This is a genomic window from Streptomyces sp. NPDC045022 (genome assembly GCF_056432605.1).
In genome coordinates, this window is the sequence record NZ_JBWKIR010000007.1 from 96339 (window position 1) to 112377 (window position 16039).

General features: G+C 73.7%; 15 protein-coding genes. 7 read left to right on the forward strand and 8 right to left on the reverse strand.

The features are described 5' to 3' along the window. Positions 1-3: 3 nt before the first annotated feature. Positions 4-648, reverse strand: a complete 645-nt coding sequence (locus tag AC07C1_RS15150; RefSeq protein WP_478939128.1) for an HD domain-containing protein — start codon at positions 646-648, stop codon at positions 4-6. 121 nt (positions 649-769) lie between these two features. Here AC07C1_RS15150 and AC07C1_RS15155 point away from each other — a divergent pair, with 121 nt between their 5' ends. Further along, entirely contained in the window at positions 770-1441 is a 672-nt protein-coding gene (locus tag AC07C1_RS15155; protein ID WP_478939129.1) for a maleylpyruvate isomerase family mycothiol-dependent enzyme, read from the forward strand. A 78-nt stretch (positions 1442-1519) separates the two neighbouring features. Further along, positions 1520-2212 carry a copper homeostasis protein CutC gene (locus tag AC07C1_RS15160; protein WP_478939130.1) on the forward strand — a complete coding sequence of 231 codons (693 nt, stop codon included), beginning with the start codon at positions 1520-1522 and terminating at the stop codon, positions 2210-2212. 153 nt (positions 2213-2365) lie between these two features. Here the strand turns inward: AC07C1_RS15160 and AC07C1_RS15165 are convergent, their stop codons facing one another. Beyond that, positions 2366-4423 carry a HelD family protein gene (locus AC07C1_RS15165; RefSeq protein WP_478939131.1) on the reverse strand — a complete coding sequence of 686 codons (2058 nt, stop codon included), beginning with the start codon at positions 4421-4423 and terminating at the stop codon, positions 2366-2368. 282 nt (positions 4424-4705) lie between these two features. On the opposite strand from AC07C1_RS15165, the gene AC07C1_RS15170 reads away from it, so the two are divergent. Both AC07C1_RS15170 and AC07C1_RS15175 read left to right on the forward strand, forming a co-directional pair. Continuing rightward, a complete protein-coding gene (locus AC07C1_RS15170; protein ID WP_478939132.1) occupies positions 4706-4888 on the forward strand; it encodes a hypothetical protein in 183 nt (60 codons plus the stop codon). An 18-nt stretch (positions 4889-4906) separates the two neighbouring features. Next, positions 4907-6109, forward strand: coding sequence for a glycosyltransferase 87 family protein (locus AC07C1_RS15175; protein ID WP_478939133.1), 1203 nt, complete (start codon positions 4907-4909; stop codon positions 6107-6109). Here the strand turns inward: AC07C1_RS15175 and AC07C1_RS15180 are convergent. The 3 genes from AC07C1_RS15180 to AC07C1_RS15190 form a co-directional block, all read right to left on the reverse strand. Then, positions 6061-7710 carry a DNA repair helicase XPB gene (locus AC07C1_RS15180; RefSeq protein ID WP_478939134.1) on the reverse strand — a complete coding sequence of 550 codons (1650 nt, stop codon included), beginning with the start codon at positions 7708-7710 and terminating at the stop codon, positions 6061-6063. The genes AC07C1_RS15175 and AC07C1_RS15180 overlap by 49 nt on opposite strands. A 103-nt stretch (positions 7711-7813) precedes the next feature. Continuing rightward, a complete protein-coding gene (locus AC07C1_RS15185; protein WP_478939135.1) occupies positions 7814-8977 on the reverse strand; it encodes an RICIN domain-containing protein in 1164 nt (387 codons plus the stop codon). Between the two features lie 75 nt (positions 8978-9052). Then, positions 9053-11662: a helicase-associated domain-containing protein gene (locus AC07C1_RS15190; RefSeq protein WP_478939136.1), complete on the reverse strand. Its 2610-nt coding sequence runs from the start codon at positions 11660-11662 to the stop codon at positions 9053-9055. Between the two features lie 215 nt (positions 11663-11877). Between AC07C1_RS15190 and AC07C1_RS15195 the strand changes: the two genes are divergently transcribed. Together AC07C1_RS15195 and AC07C1_RS15200 are read left to right on the forward strand one after the other, a co-directional pair. Continuing rightward, entirely contained in the window at positions 11878-12960 is a 1083-nt protein-coding gene (locus AC07C1_RS15195; protein WP_478939137.1) for a hypothetical protein, read from the forward strand. Between the two features lie 70 nt (positions 12961-13030). After that, entirely contained in the window at positions 13031-13660 is a 630-nt protein-coding gene (locus tag AC07C1_RS15200; protein ID WP_478939441.1) for an HAD family hydrolase, read from the forward strand. Here AC07C1_RS15200 and AC07C1_RS15205 read toward each other — a convergent pair. Continuing rightward, entirely contained in the window at positions 13636-13887 is a 252-nt protein-coding gene (locus tag AC07C1_RS15205; RefSeq protein WP_478939138.1) for a hypothetical protein, read from the reverse strand. The two genes, AC07C1_RS15200 and AC07C1_RS15205, sit on opposite strands and share 25 nt — an antisense overlap. A 173-nt stretch (positions 13888-14060) precedes the next feature. Between AC07C1_RS15205 and AC07C1_RS15210 the strand changes: the two genes are divergently transcribed. After that, on the forward strand, positions 14061-14444 hold the full coding sequence (locus tag AC07C1_RS15210) for a cold-shock protein (protein ID WP_353598846.1): 384 nt from the start codon (positions 14061-14063) through the stop codon (positions 14442-14444). Between the two features lie 38 nt (positions 14445-14482). On the opposite strand, the gene AC07C1_RS15215 is transcribed toward AC07C1_RS15210, so the two are convergent. Both AC07C1_RS15215 and AC07C1_RS15220 read right to left on the reverse strand, forming a co-directional pair. Next, positions 14483-15340, reverse strand: a complete 858-nt coding sequence (locus AC07C1_RS15215) for a 1,4-dihydroxy-6-naphthoate synthase (RefSeq protein WP_478939139.1) — start codon at positions 15338-15340, stop codon at positions 14483-14485. After that, positions 15327-16037, reverse strand: coding sequence for a futalosine hydrolase (locus tag AC07C1_RS15220; RefSeq protein WP_478939140.1), 711 nt, complete (start codon positions 16035-16037; stop codon positions 15327-15329). The genes AC07C1_RS15215 and AC07C1_RS15220 overlap by 14 nt, the downstream gene beginning before the upstream one ends. Positions 16038-16039: the final 2 nt, after the last annotated feature.

The following is a 16039-nucleotide window of genomic DNA, read 5'->3' on the forward strand; positions in this document are numbered from 1 at the left end:
CGCTCAGGTCGACAGCAATTCCAGCTCCGACGTGAGGTTGTAGCGGGCGGTGGCCTCCCAGTGCTCTTGCCCGTACGGGGTGCGGAACAGCCGGGGGAGTCCGAGGAGTTGGCGCAGGATGGCCGAACGGCCGGTCCGGAAGGCGTCGTTGGGGACGAAGTGGTACTCCTCGCGGACCTCGGTGGTGTAGGCGGCGTACGCCGACGGGGGCGCGGCCAGGATCGAGAGGTCCGCGTCGCACAGGACCTGGCCGTCGCGGTCGTCGTCGGCCGGGTCGTGTGTGACGGTGAGCCGGACCAGCCGCGCCACCTCGGCAGCCTTGGCGTCCGGCACGCCCGCCTCCGGCAGGGCGCGCTCGGCGAGCCGCGCGGACCGCTCCTCGTTCTCGGACCGCTCGGGGAGATAGACGGCGTCGTGGAACCAGGCGGCCAGGCGTACGACGTCCGGATCGGCGGCGTGCTCCCGCAGGACGTCGACGCGGTCGAGCACCGTGGTGAGGTGGGCCAGGGTGTGGTAGCGGCGCTGCGGTTCCTGCCAGCGGTCGAGCAGGTTGTCGGCGTACGGCGCGGGGTCGGGACCGCCGCCGGGCGCGCGGGCACCTTCCAGCGCACGGGCGAAACGGAGGCGGAGGGCGTCGAGATCGGCCATGCCCTTCATTCTTCCGTTCCCGCGTGATCCATGGCGATCCCGGTGTGACCCATGGCGAGTCCCGAGGCACCTGTGGCGATTTCTCCGTGACGGTGGTGCCCGGTGCCCCTAACTTGGGCCCATGACTGACGTGAACGAGGTACCACGCGACCCCGAACTCCCCGGCCGGCTGCTGGCGGCCGAACGGGACGCTCTGATACCGCTGCTGCGCTCGCGCCCGGACACGGACTTCGCGTTGCCCACCGCCGCGTGTCCGGGGTGGACGGTGCGGGACGTGCTGGCGCACTGTTCGGCCGCGCTGATCCGGGTGGTGGAGAGCCGGATGGGGAAGGGCGTGTTCTCGCCCGAGTCGAACGACCGGGACATCGCCGAGCGCGCGGAGTGGACGAACGCCCAGGTCGTGGACGAGCTGGAGCGCGGTATGACCGAGGCCGGGCCGGTGATCGCCGAGGCGGGCGGGGTGCTGGACATGGTCGCCCTGGGGGAGTGGGTGCACGCCGGTGATGTGCGCGAGGCCCTCGGTGAGCCGGGGGCGTACGCGGGGGCCGCCCTGCCGGACGCGCTGACGCTGCTCTCCCGGATCACCCGTCAGAAGCGGCACGTGCCCCTGCACGCCGACCTCGACGACGTGGACGAGCCGCTGCTGCTGGGGACCGTGGCCGCGGGCGGACCACCCGCCCGGTACATCGGCGGTGCCGCCACGCTCGTGCGGCTGTACGCGGGGCGGCCACTGGACGGTGCGGCGTACGAGCTGGCGGGGGTGGAGGAGGGGGAGCTGAACATCTTCGGGTGAAGGGCGCGCCGGCACAGGCGTAGTCTGGAATTGGACTAGACCTGTAGTCGCCCGAAGAACGCCGATGAATGGGGTGCCATGAGCAAGCGTGCAGTCCTGGAGGTGATCGCCCTCGACGTCGAGGACGCGGTCGCCGCCCAGGCCGGAGGCGCGGACCGGCTGGAGCTGGTCACCGAGATGGCGGCCGACGGACTCACCCCGTCCCCCGCCGCCGTCGCCGGGATCCGTGCCGCCGTCGACATCGACCTGCGCGTGATGCTCCGACTGGCGGACGGGTTCGCGGCCGGTGACGCGGAGCGGCTGGTCGGCGTCGCGCGGGAGATGCGGGACGCGGGCGCCGACCAGTTCGTGCTCGGGTTCCTCGACGCGGGTGGCGGGGTCGACCTGGCCGCCGTGGAGCGGGTCGTCGGCGCGCTCGACGGCTGCCGCTGGACCTTCCACCGGGCGATCGACCGGGCCGCCGACCGCGACGCCCTGCGCAAGCAGCTCGCCGACCTGCCCGGCCTGGACACCTACCTGACGGCGGGTGCCGCCGAGGGCGTGGACGCCGGCCTGCCCACGCTGCTCGGGGAGGCGGCGCGGACCGGGGAGCCCGGGTACGAGCAGCGGATCCTGGTGGGCGGGGGTCTCCGGCTCGACCATGTGCCGCGGCTGCGGACCGCCGGGATCGAGGGGTTCCACATCGGCGGTGCCGCGAGGCCCTCCGGGTGGGAGGGGCCGGTGTCGGAGGCGGCTGTCGCGCAGTGGCGGAGGGCGCTGGACGGGGTGTAGCGCCGTTCGGCCGAGGGGCGTGCTCCGGCCGCGGGCGCGTGCGGGCCGGCCGCGCCCATGCGGGCGGCGGCCGCATGCCGGACACGGCCCCGCGCCCCTGGGGAAGCCGCAGCGCCGTCGGCCGGCGGGCAGGCGAAGGCCCCCCGGCCGCACTCAGCCCAACTGCGCGGGCAGGGCCGCCGAGTGCGTCACGATCAATCCCGACACCGCACGGGTCAGCGCCACGTACAGCCGCCGCAGCCCCGTCCGTTCGTCCGGCTCGCCGTCGACCACCGCCTGTGGTTCGTCCAGGACGACGTAGTCGTACTCCAGGCCCTTGGCGAGGGAGGCCGGCACCAGGGTGAGGCGGGTCTCGCGGGTGGTCTCCTCGCCGGGCGCGAGATACGTGATCCCCGCCGCCGTCAGCGCCTCGGCGAGCGCCGGGACGCGGGCGTCCGCCGCGATCAGGCCCGTCGAGCCCTCGTTGCGCAGCAACTCCGCGCAGGCGGCGACGACCTCGTCCGCCTCCGTGACCGTACGGACCTCGAAGAACCCCGGGTTCTCCCGGACGGAGGCGACCGGGGCGAGGCCGGGCGCGATGTGGGGCAGGAGGCGGGAGGCGTAGGCGATGACGTCCGTGGGGACACGGAAGCCCGCGGTCAGCTCCTCGATGTGTCCTTCCCGCTTGCCGAGGTGGGCGAGGGCCTCCTCCCAGCTGCGGGTCGCCCACGGGGTCGTACCCTGCGCCAGGTCGCCCAGCACCGTCGCGCTGCCCGTCGTGCAGCGGCGGCCGACGGCCCGGTACTGCATGGGGGACAGATCCTGTGCCTCGTCCAGGACGACATGACCGAGGGAGTGCGTGCGCTGGATCAGATCGGTCGCCTCGTCGATCAGCACCGCGTCCGCCGCCGACCACTTGGCCGACTTCACGCTCCGCACCGGCTTCGCCCACAGGATCGTCTTCTGCTCGTCCTCGTCCAGGACACCGGCGGCGTGCTCGGCGAGGAAGTCCGCGTCGGTCAGCAGCCGCAGTACGAGCTTCGCCGGGTCGACCGCCGGCCAGATCTCCTTCACGGCCGCCTTCACCGCGCTGTTGCGGGCGACGGCGTCCTGCACGCGGTCGTCCGGTGCCTCCCCGGACCGCTCCATCTGCACCAGCACCGCGTGGGCGATCCGCTGCGGCAGGGCCTCGCGCGCGGCTCCGTAGCGGATGTCCCGGTCCAGCAACTCCCGCGCGATGGTCTCCAGTTCGTAAGCCGGAACCCGCCAGCGGCGTGAGCCGCGCACGACGACGACCGGCTCGGTGGGCATGCTCACATGGGAGTACAGGGCCCGGCGCAGCACCTCGGCCATCCGGGCGTCGCCCTTGACGACGGCGGCGGCCGCGTCGTCCGAGCCCCGCACCTCCACCTGCGCGACCAGGTCGTCCACGGTGGCCTGCCGCACCGTCAACTCGCCGAGCGCGGGCAGGACCTGCTCGATGTAGTGCAGGAAGGACCTGTTCGGCCCGATGACGAGCGTGCCGGTGCGGGCGAGCCGCTCCCGGTGGGCGTACAGCAGATAGGCGACCCGGTGCAGGCCGACGGCGGTCTTTCCGGTGCCCGGGCCGCCCTGCACGCAGACCGTGCCGGACAGACCGGAGCGGACGATCTCGTCCTGCTCGGGCTGGATGGTGGCGACGATGTCCCGCATCGGGCCGACGCGCGGCCGCTCGATCTCCTGCTGGAGCAGCTTGCTGGTGGTGGCCGCCTCGCCCGGATCGGACAGGTGCTCGTCCTCGTAGGCGGTCAGTTCACCGCCGGTGTAGCCGAAGCGGCGGCGCAGCCCGACGTCCAGGGGGTCCTTCTTGGACGCCCGGTAGAACGGCTGCGAGACCGGCGCACGCCAGTCGATGACCATGGGGTCCCCGTCGGCGTCGTGCACATGCCGCCGTCCGATGTAGAACTGCTCGCCCTCCGCCCCTTCGGCCTGTTCCGCCCCCGGTGCGTGCAGGTAGTCGAGCCGGCCGAAGAACAGCGGGGTGTCGCTGAGGTCGGCCAGCGCCTTGATGCGTTCGTCGATCTGCCGGGCGAGCACCTCGGCGTTGACCCAGTTCGCGGTGACGTCCCGGATGTCCAGCGCCTCCACGTCCTCGCGCATGGCGCGCAGGGCGGCACGGGAGGCGGCGAGGTGCGAGCGCTCCCGGGCGAGGGGGTCGTCGAGGGGGAGCGGGTCGTGGGCGGGCGTGGACAAGGGGGTGCCTCCGGATCTGCTCTTCCATGACTGGGGCATGACGGAGCCGTCCGGTTTCCGTCCGGGCGGCGGCGCTCCGTGGGGGAGGCGGGCAAGAGCGGAGATTTTAGGGGAGGGGGCCGGGTGGGAGCCAATGAATATCCGTGCGGGCCCCGGGGCCCCTAGGGGACGCGGTCGGTCCGGTGTAGGGGCCGCGGTCCACCCCGGGGCCTACCCGAAGCCCTGCGAAACCGCACCCGCAGACCGATGCGCGACCGGGGTCCGAAGTTCCACCATGGAGACATGAGCGCAGCAACCCTCTCTCCAGCCCCTGGCCGCCCCCCGTCCGGCGCCACCGCCGTGGACGACCCCCCGCACCACTTCCTCGGCGACGCCCTGCGCGCCCTCAAGGTGTTCGTGGAGGCGGCGTTCAGCGTCGTGATCCTCGGTGAGTACGGCGAGGAAGCGGGCATACGCCGCAGGTGACGGCATAGGGTCACCTCCGTGCGGAAACGGACGGCCCTGCTTCTCCTCGCCCTCTCCCTCGCCTCCTTCGTCACGCTGTGCGCCCTGCGCGGCGCACCCATGGCCGATCTCCTCGTCTACCGGGCCGAGGGCGCGGCCGTGGCCCACGGCACCGATCCCTACGGCTTCACGGTCACCCGATGGCGGCTCCCCGCGACCTACCCGCCCTTCGCGGCGATCCTGTTCGTCCCGGCCACCTGGCTCCCGGTCCCGGTGCTGAAGGCGGCCTTCCTCGCGGGCAACGCGCTCCTGCTCGCGCTCCTGATCGCCCTCTCGGCCCGCCTGGCCGCCCGAACCGCCACCCCCCTGCCCCGGCCCCCGTCGCCGCCGCTGCCCCCGCCGCCCCTCGTCCTGCCTCTGCCCCTGCTCTGCGCGGCCACGGCCCTGTCCCTCTGGCTCGAACCGGTCTTCCAGACCATCCTGTTCGGCCAGATCAACCTCGCCGTGACCTGCCTGGTCCTGTGGGACCTCACCCGGCCCCCCACCGCCCGGGGCAAGGGCGTGGCCCTCGGCATCGCGACCGGCATCAAGCTCACCCCGGCCGTCTTCGTGCCGTACCTGTTCCTGACCGGGCGCAGACGGGAGGCGGCCACGGCGACGGCGGGCTTCACCGGCACGGTCCTGCTCGGGTGCCTGCTGCTCCCCTCGGCGAGCGCCGACTTCTGGACCCGGCGTCTGTACGAGACCGACCGGGTGGGCAAGGTGTGGATCGTGGACAACCAGTCCCTGCGGGGCCTGGTCGCGCGGGCCCTCGGCGACCCCGCCCCGGGCCTCGTCTGGGCGCTCCCGGCGGCCGCCGTCGGCGTGGTGGGCCTCTGGCTGGCGGCACGCGCCCGCGAGGACCGGCACGGCGTGCTGCTCACCGCGTTCACGGCCCTGCTGATCTCGCCGATCAGCTGGTCCCACCACTGGGTCTGGTGCGTCCCGCTCCTCGCCGTGCTCCTCACCGAGGGCCGCGTCCTCCCGGCAGCCCTGACGGCGACGGCGTTCACGGCCCGCACCCTCTGGCTGCTCCCCCACGAGGGCGACCGTGATCTGCACTTCCCGTGGTGGCAACAGCCCCTGGCGTCGCCGTACCCGCTGCTGGGGCTGGCGTTGCTGGCGTGCGCGGCCGTACCGCGCCGCCAGGTGCGTCAGCCCTTGCCCTCCGCCAGGATCTCGTCCGCGTCCACGATCCGGTAGGAGTAGCCCTGCTCGGCCAGGAAGCGCTGGCGGTGGGCGGCGAAGTCCTGGTCGATGGTGTCGCGGGCGACGACCGAGTAGAAGTGGGCCTGGTGGCCGTCGGCCTTGGGCCGCAGCACGCGTCCGAGCCGCTGCGCCTCCTCCTGCCGGGAGCCGAAGGTGCCGGACACCTGGACGGCGACCGTGGCCTCGGGCAGGTCGATGGAGAAGTTGGCGACCTTGGAGACGACGAGCACGCTGATCTCGCCCTCGCGGAAGGCGTCGAAGAGTTTCTCGCGCTGCGCGTTGGACGTCTCGCCCTTGATCACCGGGGCGTTCAGATGCTCGCCCAGCTCGTCGAGCTGGTCGATGTACTGGCCGATCACGAGGATCTGCTGCCCGGCGAAGCGGCGCACGATGGCCTCCGTGACCTTCCGCTTGGTGGCGGTGGTGGCACAGAAGCGGTACTTCTCCTCGGTCTCGGCGGTGGCGTAGGAGAGCCGCTCGGAGTCGGTGAGGTTGACCCGGACCTCCACGCAGTCGGCGGGCGCGATGTAGCCCTGCGCCTCGATCTCCTTCCACGGCGCGTCGAACCGCTTGGGCCCGATCAGCGAGAACACGTCCGACTCGCGGCCGTCCTCGCGGACGAGGGTGGCCGTGAGGCCGAGCCGCCGCCGCGCCTGCAGATCGGCGGTGAACTTGAAGACCGGCGCCGGCAGCAGATGCACCTCGTCGTAGACGATCAGGCCCCAGTCCCGGGAGTCGAACAGCTCCAGGTGCGGATAGACGCCCTTCCGCTTGGTGGTGAGGACCTGGTAGGTGGCGATGGTGACGGGCCGGATCTCCTTCTTCGTCCCGCTGTACTCGCCGATCTCGTCCTCGGTGAGCGAGGTCCGCTTCACCAGTTCGTGCTTCCACTGCCGGGCGGAGACGGTGTTGGTGACGAGGATGAGCGTCGTCGACTTCGCCTGGGCCATCGAGCCCGCGCCGACCAGCGTCTTCCCGGCACCGCAGGGCAGTACCACGACCCCGCTGCCGCCGTGCCAGAAGTTCTCCACGGCCTGCTTCTGGTACGGCCGCAGGTGCCAGCCGTCCTCCAGCAGCTCGATCGGGTGCGCCTCGCCGTCCACGTACCCGGCGAGGTCCTCGGCGGGCCAGCCCAGCTTGAGCAGCGTCTGCTTGATCTGCCCGCGCTCGGAGGGGTGCACGGCCACGGTGTCCGGGTCGATGCGGGCGCCGACCAGCGGGGCGATCCGCTTGGACTTCAGGACCTCCTCCAGCACCGGCCGGTCGGTGGTGGTGAGGACGAGGCCGTGCGCGGGGTGCTTGGAGAGGCTGAGGCGGCCGTAGCGGTCCATCGTCTCGGCGATGTCGACGAGCAGCGCGTGCGGCACGGGGTAGCGGCTGTACTCCACGAGGGCGTCCACGACCTGCTCGGCGTCGTGCCCGGCCGCCCGCGCGTTCCACAGGCCGAGCGGCGTGACCCGGTAGGTGTGGATGTGCTCGGGCGCCCGCTCCAGTTCGGCGAACGGCGCGATGGCCCGACGGCAGTCGTCGGCCCGCTCGTGGTCGACTTCCAGGAGCAGGGTCTTGTCGGACTGGACGATCAGTGGACCATTCACGCGCGGCACACCCTTTCCACTACAGCCAAACGTCCAGTGTGCCTCATGAACGGGGTTGCTCGCAGTCCTGGGAGCAGCGGCTCTCCCCGGTGCGGGAAGAGGCCTACGGAGCGGCTTCGACGACGAAGAGCTGGGCGTCCGCGCCCGTGCAGGGTTCGACGACGGCCTCCGCGCCCTCGGCGGTGCTCGCGGCCCTGATGCCCACGCATGTGCTGCCGTCGATCCGGATCAGATAGCTCCGGCCGGCGGACTTCTCGGATGTTCCGGACCGTCCGGCTTTCCTCGGCTGCGTGGGCACGAAGCGGAAGGCGGTGGTCTGCTCGCATGACGGCCAGGGTTCGAGCAGCTCCTTGGCGGGCCCGGAGGCCAGCGCCTTCAGACAGCCCTTTCCCTCCCCGGGCCGGTACCAGCTGATGCGGTAGGAGTCCTGGCCCACCGGCTCCAGGGTCGTGGTCTGGGGCGCGACCTCGCCGCAGGGACGCTGCACGGCGACGAGGGAGCCGTACCGTCCGTCCGCGACCCGTCCGTCCGTCACGCACAGGCCGGAGGAGGCGAGCGGCCGGAGGCGGACGTGCCCGCGCGGCAGCGGCGCGGACTCGGCCGCCGGCTGCGACCCGGCCGGGTCCTCGGAGACTCCCGGGCCGCCGGTGTTCCGCAGGGTCCAGGTGCCGGCCGTGACCAGCGCCGCGGCGAGCACGACGCCGGCGCCGACGCGGGTACGGCGGGACCCCATGAGCCGCCGGCCCCAACCCGGCACCACCGCCCCCACACCCCTCAGGCGACCGTCCCCGGAGCCGCTGGTGTTCCCCGAGTCGCCGGACTTCCCGGAGCCCCCGGAGTCGACGGAGTTCCCAAGGCCCCCGGAGCCCCCGGAGTCGCTCGAGTTCCCCGAGCCCACGGAGCCCCCGGTGTCGCCCGAGTTCGCTGGGCTCCCGGCCCCTCCAGGATCCCCCGATCCCCCCGACTCTTCCGAGGCCGGTGTCGGTGCCGGGGTCTCGGCGGCCCGCTGCCGGGCGGACAGCCAGTCGTCCGCGTAATCGCCCTCCCCGCACGCGCGCACGAACGCCACCAGCAGCTCAGGCCGTGGCAGCGAGCCGTTGCGCAGCACGTCGGCCAGCGTGCTGCGCGGCAGCGGCTCACCATGCCGGGCGGCCCGCTCCTCGAGCTGCCGGTAGGTCACCCGGGAGCGCGCCTTCAGCTCGCGTAGCGCCGCGTTCAGGTCGGCCGCGGTCCGCAACTCCTGTAACGCGAGCGATCTCTGGTCCATGAGACCCATATTTGGTCGTGGGCCTGCCATGGAACAAAACCCTTTCCGGACAACGTCACCCGCCGCGAGGCGTCCTCAGTCGTCCGCCAGCTCGGCCACCCCGGTGATCCGGTGCAGGGGATACGTCCGGACCTCGTCCGCCGTGTGGTCGTACGCCGTCACGAAGCCGCCCTCGACGCGGATGGGGGCGATGACGCGTTGGCTGGCGGTGCCTTCGGCGTTCACGTAGCCGATCCACAGGGACTCGCCGGTGAGGACGGCGGCCTGCACGGTGGCCAGGGTCTCGGCGGCGGAGGTGCGGGGCAGTTCACCGCCCGCCAGGGGCGTGCCGGTGGTCTTGCGCGGGGTGGTGGCGGCCAGATCGCCGGCCCGGATCGCGCGGATCGCCGCCGCGAGGAGCGTGGCGTCGGGCGGCGGCGGACCGTCCGGCACCGGATCGGGGGCGGTGCGCGGCGGGGTGCGGTGGGCGTGGGCCCGGGTGATCAGCACGTCGCCCTCGGCGGATTCGGCGGCCGGCGCGTAGCCCATCGCGCGCAGGCCCTCCAGCAGCGTCGCCGGGTCGGACTGGGCGGCCAGGACGGTCGGGGCGAGCCGGCGCAGGCGCAGGGCGGCGGCCCGCTTGTCGGCGAGGATCTCGTTCAGCAGGTTGTCGTCGTCGCAGCGCACGTATGCCGAGGCCGCGCCCACCCGCAGGTGGCCGTGCTTACGGGCCACGTCGTCGATCAGGTACGCGAGCGGCTGCGGAACCGGGGTGCGGGAGTGCTGGGCGAGGAACGCGTGCAGGTCGGCGGCGGTCCGGCCGGCGTCCAGGGCGCGGCGGACCGAGCCCGGGGTGAAGCGGTAGACGGTCGCCCCGCCCTTGGACTCCACCTCGGCGAGCACCCCCAGCATGTCCGCGAGCGGGCGCTGCAGCGGGCCCGGGGCCACCGCCGTCAGGTCGGCCTGGAGCAGGACGTGGTCCAGGGGCTCGGGGAGCAGCGGGGCGAGCAGCCGGGCCGCGGCGGCCGTGGCGACGGTCTGCTCGGCCGGGGAGAGGTGCGGGCGGGACACGGGCGGGCGGTTGTGGTGGTGCACCGGCAGCTTGTCCCCGGGGCCGGCGGGTTCCGGTGAGCCGGTCGCGGGGGTGGCGGGTGTGCGGGGGTGGGCAGCAGCGGTCGCGGGCGTGGCGGGTGTGCCGGGCTCGGGGGAGCCGGTCATGGGGAGGGGCGGTGCGCCCAGGAGCGCGCGGGCGTGTGCGGACAGGGCGCCGCGGCCGGTGACGCCCAGCAGTTCCGCCTCCGACAGGGTCCAGCGGGCCAGCCGGATCCGCAGATCGTCGTCGCGTTGGGGACCACGCAGCGGCCGTTCCCAGCGCAGCCGGGCCAGCACCGACTCGGTGTCCGGGGCGGCGCCCCGCGGCAGCCCGGCCAGCAGGGTCAGCACCCGGTGCCGTACCTCGGGCGCCGCCGAGCGGTCGAGGCCCGGGCCGAGCGCGGAGAGCGTACGGTCCTTCGCGTCCCGGCCGCCGACCAGTCCCGGCGTGCGGGTGCCCGCCAGCCAGACCTCCGCGAGCCGGGCCCACCGCTCGGCGGCGGGCCGCTCCAGCCACTCGTCGTAGGCGGGGGTGGCCGCGTAGCGCTCGTCGGGCTCGCCGTCGGAGGCGAGCAGGCCGGCCGCGTAGGCCAGCTCGATCCAGAACACGGCGACCGGCTCGGACACGTCGAGGGCGACGGCGGTCCGCTTCAGATCGCGCACGCTGAGCCCCCCGGCCCGCAGTACGGCCGGTCCGCCCTCGTCCCAGTCCTTCAGCAGCTCCTCGACGGTGGCGAGGGCGGTGTACGCCTGCCCGGCCGCCGTCGCGTCCACCACCTGTGGGCTGTGGGTCGCGGCCGGCTCCACGGCGGGCGGCAGCGGCTCGGGCTCCCGGTGCGCGCGGCCCTCGCGCAGATGCAGGGCGACCTCCCGGGGCAGGACGACCGTGCCCGGCGCGGTCGGCAGCAGCAGGCCCCGGTCGAGCAGCCAGCGCAGATGCGCGGCCGGATCCGGGGTGACCTGTCCGTACGGCGGCCCCCACACCAGCCGGGACAGCACCTCGCGCGCCGCCTCCGGGGCCCCGGCCAGCAGCTTGGCCATCTTCTTCCGGTCGGTGAACAGCCCGGTGAGCGCGGCCACGGCGGACACCGAGTCGTGGGTGGAGGGCAGCCCGGCCGTCGTCACGATCTCCTGGATCCGGCCCGGCGACATGCCCGAGGTGGCCTCCTGCACGGTCGGCCCCAGACCGGTCGGGGACGGATGCTGCGGGGACGGCGCGAGCAGTTCCCGGGCGGTGCGCACGAGCCGGAGCCGGTCGTCGTCGCCCCACACCAGCGCCTGTTCGCGCAGGGTGCCGACGGCACGCGGCAGCGCCCCGGCGACGGTCTCGTCCCCGGCGTCCCCGGCCATCAGCCCGAGCAGCGTCCCGTACGACGCCGGGTCCGGGGCCACGGCCAGCGCCTCCGCCGTCTGCAGCGCGAACCGGTCCAGCCGCTCCAGGGCACGCAGCACCGAGGCGCGGGTGCCGGCCCGGGTGGCCAGCTGGGTGAGGTCGGTCGGGACGGGGGTGATGAGATCCGGGCGGCTGCGCAACAGTGCGCCCAGGGAGGCGTCGTCCCTGACACGAAGCGCTTCCGCGAGGGAGCGGGGGGCTGAGTGGGCCTCGGGGCTCATCCGGCCAACGGTATCGGACATCCCAACGGGCCCGGAGCCCGAGAACGAGGGGGAGCACGAAACAGCCCGTCCAGCGCCTGCGGACGGGATCGTTCCGGCCGTGTCGAGGTCTCGGGGCGGTGGTCCCCGGGGACGGTCACCCCAACCCGGACGACCGGAGAGAAGCGGTACGGTCCTCAGCGGGGTTTCAGTCGGCGTCACCCCGGAGGGGTTCCGTGGGGATCGAGAGCGACCAGGTCGTCTACGAGTATCTGAGCCGCGTCGGAGACATCGCTCAGCGGCGGCAGTTGCCGTCGGCCACGCGGATGCGGCTCGTGTCGGAGCTGCGCAACGAGATCGACCGGCACCGGGCCAAGGCGACGGTGGACTCTCCCGCCGCCGTCCGCCGCATCCTGGACCAGCTGGGCAGCCCCGACGAGGTCGTCGAGGCCGCGGGCGGCGCCACGGGTCCCGGCCGCGGCCCGCAACCGCCCACCGCCGCCGTGCCCGTACAGCCCGCGCCGCGGACGGGGACGGCGAAGCCCGCGGGCGACGAGCGGCCGAAGGGGCTGCGCCGGGTGGTGCCCCGCCCGCGCCCGGCCGAGCCCGATCCCCCCGCCCCGCGCGCCGCACCGTCCCCGCCGCACCTGGCCGCCGCCCACGAACTGGGGGACAGCGCCGTGCCGCCCGACTGGTGGCGCGTGGGCGGCGGATCCTTCGGCGGCCCGGGGGGCGGTCTTCTCGGGGAGGCCGACCCGGTACCGGGGTTCGTCGGCGGCGTGGAGATCCCGGAGCTGCTCAGGCGGCCGCCGAAGCAGACGGACACGGAGCGTGCCGTCGTCCGGGACACCACGCCGGAAGCGGACCCGGCCGAGGCGGCGCCCGCCCCCCGCCGCCGCCTGTTCACCCGTCGCGCTCCCGCCGCCGCTGCTCCGGCCCCGGCGGAGACCGCCTCGCGCCGTCTCCTGCCCCGCCCCGCCGCCGGCTGGTCCAACCCCCTCCTGCTGCTGGCCGCCGCCGCGCTCGTCGCCGGTGCGGTGCTCGGGAACTGGTTCGCGCTGCTTCTGGGCTGGCTGATCGCCTACGGCTCGCGCCGGCTGACGCCCGCGGAGACCAAGGGGGCCGTGATGGTCCTCCCCGGCACCGCGGTCGCGGCCGGACTGGTGTGGCTGTGGGGCAGGGACAACGGCCGCTGGGGCGAGCCGATCGCCCAGGGGCACATGTCCGACGCTGTCGCCGAGACGTGGCCGTGGGTCGTCCGGGGCGCGGCGGTGGCCTCGGCCCTGTACCTGGTCTGGCGCTCACAGCGGAGCAGGTGAGCACCGTCGCGCCTGCGGTCCGGTGCTCACCCGTCCCACCCACCCCGGCCTGTCGGCGCCGCCCGGCACAATGTCCCCCATGGCCTCCCTCACCGTCGGCTTCGACCTCGACATGACCCTGATCGACTCCCGGCCGGGTATCCGTGCCTGCTACGTGGCGCTGTCGGAGCGGACCGGGACGTACATCGACGCCGATCTGGCGGTGACGCGGCTCGGGCCACCGCTCGTGGAGGAGCTGGTCCACTGGTTCCCGGCCGAGCGGATCGCCGCGATGGCCGATCTGTACCGGGAGATGTACCCGTCGATCGCCATCGCCGCGAGCCCCGCGATGGCCGGGGCCCGGGAGGCGATGGACGCGGTGCGGGCGGCCGGCGGACGGACGATGGTGGTCACGGCGAAGTACGAGCCGAACGCCAAGCTGCACCTGGCCCACCTGGGCATCGAGCCGGACGTGGTCGTGGGCGACCTGTGGGCCGAGGGGAAGGCGCGGGCGCTGAGTGAGTACGGCGCCGGGGTGTACGTCGGCGACCACACCGGTGACGTGCGCGGAGCCCGTACGGCGGGGGCGCTGTCGGTGGCCGTGGCGACCGGTCCCTGCCCCGCCGACGAGCTGCGCGCGGCCGGGGCGGACGTCGTCCTGGACGATCTCGCCGCCTTCCCGCAGTGGCTGGCGGGTTACCGGGAGGCGCCCCGCGTCTGACGCCGTCCGGCGGCGACCGACCGCAGGACACCCGCGCCGGCGATGAGAAAACCGACGGCCATGAGCATGCTCAGACCGAACATGTAAGTCGGAAAAGGCTTCGCGCCGAGGAACAGCGGGGCCACGGTGACGAGGGTGGCCACGGCCCCGATGAAGAAGACGACGGCACCGGCGCGGATCAGTCGGTCACCGGGCGCGGCGGAATTCGTTTGGGTTTTGTCACGCACGGGACCAGGGTAGTTCCCTGCGCGAGAGAACAACCGGGGGACGTCTTGTCACCCGCCCCAAGACCGTTAGCCTTGGTAGCGCTTGGTATCGGCGGGTCATGGTGGACCCGCTTCAGTGCTATCAAGAGCCGTTTCCGAGCAGTTTTCCGACGAGTACGAGGACGAGGACAGACGTGCCTACCGGCAAGGTCAAGTGGTTCAACAGTGAGAAGGGCTTCGGCTTTCTCTCCCGCGACGACGGCGGTGACGTCTTCGTCCATTCCTCGGTTCTCCCCGCCGGAGTCGATGTGCTCAAGCCGGGACAGCGCGTGGAGTTCGGCGTCGTCGCCGGACAGCGCGGCGACCAGGCGCTTTCGGTGACCGTGCTCGACCCGACGCCGTCGGTCGCCGCCGCCCAGCGCAAGAAGCCGGACGAGCTGGCCTCGATCGTGCAGGACCTGACGACCCTTCTCGAGAACATCACGCCGATGCTCGAGAAGGGCCGCTATCCGGACAAGGTCTCCGGCAAGAAGATCGCCGGTCTGCTCCGCGCGGTCGCCGACCAGCTGGACGTCTGAGGCCCGCGCCACGGGACAACCAGCGCGTCGGGGCCGTCCTACGGAAAAGCGAGCGCCGTCGGGCCGAGGGGCGGTACGAGCCCCTCGGCCGCCGCACGGGTGAGCAGCCCGCGGACGGCCGCGTAGCCGTCCTCGCCGAGGGCGGCGGTGAACTCGTTGACGTACAGCCCGATGTGCTGGTCGGCCACGGCCGGGTCCATCTCCTGCGCGTGCGCCATGACGTACGGCCGGGAGGCCTCGGGGTCGTCCCAGGCGGCCCGTACGGAGGCTCGGACGGACTCGGCGAGCCGGCCCAGGGCGTCGGCGCCCAGCGAGCGCTTGGCGATGATCGCGCCCAGCGGGATCGGCAGCCCGGTGGTCCGCTCCCAGTGCTCGCCCAGGTCGGCGAGCTTGTGCAGCCCGTACTCCTGGTAGGTGAACCGGGCCTCGTGGATGACCAGTCCGGCGTCCACCTTGCCGTCCCGCACGGCCGGCATGATCTCGTGGAACGGCATGACGACGATGTCGCCGACCCCACCGGGCAGTGTTTCCGCGGCCCAGAGGCGGAACAGCAGGTACGCGGTCGACTTGTCGCCCGGTACCGCGACCGTACGCCCCGTCAGCTCGGCGCCGGGCTCCCGCGTGAGCACCAGCGGCCCGCAGCCCCGGCCCAGCGCACCGCCGCACGGCAGCAGCGCGTACTCGTCGAGGACGTAGGGCAGGACGGCGTACGACACCTTCAGTACGTCGAACTCGCCGCGTTCGGCCATGCCGTTGGTGAGGTCGATGTCGGCGAAGGTCACGTCCAGCGCGGGGGCGCCGGGGACGCGGCCGTGCGCGAGGGCGTCGAAGACGAAGGTGTCGTTCGGGCAGGGCGAGTACGCGATGCGCAGGGGATGCTGCTCACTGGTCGTCATGCGGGTTCCAACTCTCCAATGCGGGGGCCAGCTTCCCGAAGGCCTCGGTGAGGGCGGTGAGGGCGTCGCCGATGCGCCAGGCGGCGCGGTCGCGCGGGCCGACCGGGTTGGAGATCGCGCGGACCTCCAGCACGGGCACCCCGTGCGCGGCGGCCGCCTCCGCCACCCCGAACCCCTCCATGCCCTCGGCGAGCGCGCGGGGGTGCCGGGCGCGCAGCTCGGCGGCGCGGGCGGCGGTGCCGGTGACGGTGGAGACGGTCAGGACGGTGCCGGTACGGGCGCCGGTGGCCCCGGACACGACTCGTACGAGTGATTCCGGCGGCCGGTGGGTGACGGCCCCGAATCCCAGCTCGGTGACCGGCAGGAAGCCGTCGGCGGTCTCGGCGCCCAGGTCGGCCACGGTGATCGTGTCGGCGACGACCAGCGAGCCGAGGGGCGCCTCGGGCGGAAAGCCGCCGCCGATCCCGGCCGAGACGACCAGACCGTACGGCGTGCCGTCCAGCGCGGCGGCGGTGAGGGCGGCGGCGGTGGAGGCGGCGGCGAGGGCCGGGCCGACTCCGGCGGCGAGCAGATCGTAGCCCGCGGCCGTACGGCGGAGCAGGGCGCCCGGCAGACACACGTTCTCGGCCACCCCCGGGAACGCCCGTGCCACCGCGTCCCGTTCGGCGGGGACCGCGGTGGCCACGAGGACCTGCACGG

Excerpts from the sequence above, each read along its gene's own strand:
- AC07C1_RS15185 (WP_478939135.1), bottom strand. The coding sequence starts at position 8,977 with ATGGACCAGAGATCGCTCGCGTTACAGGAGTTGCGGACCGCGGCCGAC.
- AC07C1_RS15190 (WP_478939136.1), bottom strand. The coding sequence starts at position 11,662 with ATGAGCCCCGAGGCCCACTCAGCCCCCCGCTCCCTCGCGGAAGCGCTT.
- AC07C1_RS15155 (WP_478939129.1), top strand. The coding sequence starts at position 770 with ATGACTGACGTGAACGAGGTACCACGCGACCCCGAACTCCCCGGCCGG.
- AC07C1_RS15150 (WP_478939128.1), bottom strand. The coding sequence starts at position 648 with ATGGCCGATCTCGACGCCCTCCGCCTCCGTTTCGCCCGTGCGCTGGAA.
- AC07C1_RS15160 (WP_478939130.1), top strand. The coding sequence starts at position 1,520 with ATGAGCAAGCGTGCAGTCCTGGAGGTGATCGCCCTCGACGTCGAGGAC.
- AC07C1_RS15200 (WP_478939441.1), top strand. The coding sequence starts at position 13,031 with ATGTCCCCCATGGCCTCCCTCACCGTCGGCTTCGACCTCGACATGACC.
- AC07C1_RS15170 (WP_478939132.1), top strand. The coding sequence starts at position 4,706 with ATGAGCGCAGCAACCCTCTCTCCAGCCCCTGGCCGCCCCCCGTCCGGC.
- AC07C1_RS15215 (WP_478939139.1), bottom strand. The coding sequence starts at position 15,340 with ATGACGACCAGTGAGCAGCATCCCCTGCGCATCGCGTACTCGCCCTGC.